This is a genomic window from Chitinophaga sp. (assembly GCF_035538455.1).
Taxonomy (GTDB): domain Bacteria; phylum Bacteroidota; class Bacteroidia; order Chitinophagales; family Chitinophagaceae; genus Chitinophaga.
This window is the reverse complement of record NZ_DATLKJ010000010.1, coordinates 1-2358: the sequence shown is the minus strand read 5'-3', so window position 1 is coordinate 2358 and position 2358 is coordinate 1. Positions and strand designations below refer to the sequence as shown.

1 protein-coding gene is annotated in these 2358 nt (G+C 50.6%); it reads right to left on the bottom strand.

Annotated elements, in window-relative coordinates:
• Window positions 1-2358 (bottom strand): condensation domain-containing protein (locus VM802_RS00945; protein ID WP_325527007.1); only part of this gene is annotated, 2358 nt, incomplete at both ends.

The following is a 2358-nucleotide window of genomic DNA, read 5'->3' as shown; positions in this document are numbered from 1 at the left end:
CCAGGCTGCAAACCAGCTACCGTTGTGAGACAGGAGGCGATGCGGTCACTGCGGTCACGTAGTTCATTATATGAAACAACTACATCCCCACAGATGATGGCCGGAGCATCACCCATACTTTGCAGGCGGGCTTCCAGCAAGTACGGAATACTGATAGCAGCTACTTCACCGACCGGGCGGTTAAAGCGGTACAGGATTTCTTCCCGCTCTGCCGCATCCAGTATATCGAGTGTACCCACGGGCTTTCCGGGATCACTTACGACCTGTGCGAACAGGCATTCCAGGTGGCGTGCCATCCTTTCAACCGTGGAGGCTTTAAACAGGGAAGTATTATATTCCAGCTCCATCTGCAGGCCGCCAGGACTTTCTGCAAATGAAAAGGTAAGATCGTATTTAGCCATTCCGGCAGGTATCCCCAGCCATTCGAACTGTAATCCCGGCGCCACCTCCCGCATTGCCTCCCTGTTCATGCCCTCCAGGTTCTGCAGTACCAGCATTACATTAAACAACGGGGATCTCGACAGGTCTCTTTTCAGATCCAGGTCTTCAATCAACATTTCAAAAGGATAATCCTGGTATTCGAATGCTTCCAGCATCCTTTCTTTCTGTGCTGCCAATAACGACCGGAAAGTAGCGTCTGTTGATATTTCTGTGCGAATCGCCAGGGTATTTACATAAAACCCGATCTGCCGCTGTAATGCTTCGCTGTTCCTTCCGGCCACCGGCGTTCCTATTACCAGATCAGACTGACCGGTGTATTTCTTCAGCAATACCGCCACGCCGTTCATCAATGCCATGAACAGACTCGCGCCTGATTGCCTGGCGAGCTGGTTTATTTTTCCGGACAACTCCTTATGGAAGGTATAGTTCAATGTGGCGCCCTGGTAAGTCTTCACCGCTGGTCGTGGATAATCAGCGGGCAGGTCCATGACGGGCAGATCGCCTTCAAACATTGTTTTCCAGTATTCTTTGCATGCCTGCAATCTTTCTCCCTGCATCCTGTTGCGCTGCCATATTGCAAAATCGCGGAACTGCAGCGGCAATGATGGGAGCTGCACTGCATTTCCCGCCAGCAGGCGCCTGTATGCCTCTACTACGTCGTTGAACAACACCGTTACTGACCAACCGTCGCTGATGATATGATGCATATTAAAAGACAACAAGCTGCCGGCAGGGGTATTTAATATAAAGCAGGATAATAACGGTCCTTTCTCCAGATCAAATGGCTCCTGCCACTTGCGTTGCAGGAAAGCCATTTCTTCCTCAGCAGGTAATATGTTATCAATAATTATTTTTTCAATACTGAAATTTACTTCCGTCGCAGTCTTCACTATCTGTACCGGCCGCCCTTCTCTTTCGGCGAATACCGTACGCAGCGACTCATGTTTTGCGATCACCAACCTGAAGGCCGCTTCCAGTTTCTGTTCGTCAAGACGGCCCCGGATTCTGAATGCAGCAGGCATATTATAAGCCCTGGATGCTTCTTCAAAACCAGTGAGCACCCACAGGCGCTCCTGTGTGAAAGAAATCGGATACCAGGCCTGGTCTTCTGTTCTGATAATGTCGACAGCCGTTGTGATGCCTCTTGTGTCAATCAATACTGCCTGTTGTGCGATGGTAGGGAAGGAAAAGATTTCATTGAGCGTAATGTCTTTGCCAAAATCCTTTGCTATCATAGACCTGAGCCTGGTAGCTTTCAGGCTATGCCCGCCGAGATCAAAGAAATTATGTGTGACTCCTATCGTGCCGATGTGCAGGATCTGCTGCCATAGCTCCAGCAGGCGGCGTTCCGTTTCATTACCGGGAGGCACCACCGGCACTTCATCCGTAAGCCCGGTGAGTGGCCGTGGTAATTTTTTCTTGTCGACCTTACCGTTACTGTTCAGCGGGATGGCTTCCAGTTTTATCCAGTAGTCGGGCACCATATAGGATGGCAGCTTTGCAGACAGGTAAGCTTTCAGGTCAGTGGACGACAGTTCGTCCTCTCCCACCCAGTAAGCCAGTATCCTGTTCTCTTCGTTTACGGCGTCTACGATGGCTACTGCCTGTTCTACCCCGGAATGTTGTTCCAGCTGATATTGTATCTCTCCCAATTCGATACGGTAGCCTCTTACTTTCACCTGGTCGTCTTTACGGCCGCCGAAGGCGACCAATCCATCCGGCAACCAGCGGCCTATATCACCGGTGCGGTACATCGGCATACCTGGTATGAATGGATTCTCAGTGAACTTCATTGCAGTCAGTTCCGGCTTGCCGTAGTATCCTTTCGCTACTGACTGCCCGCTCAGGTAGATCTCTCCGTCTACACCGACAGGTAACAGCTGCTGGTGATCGTCCAGGATATACAAATGCGTGTAG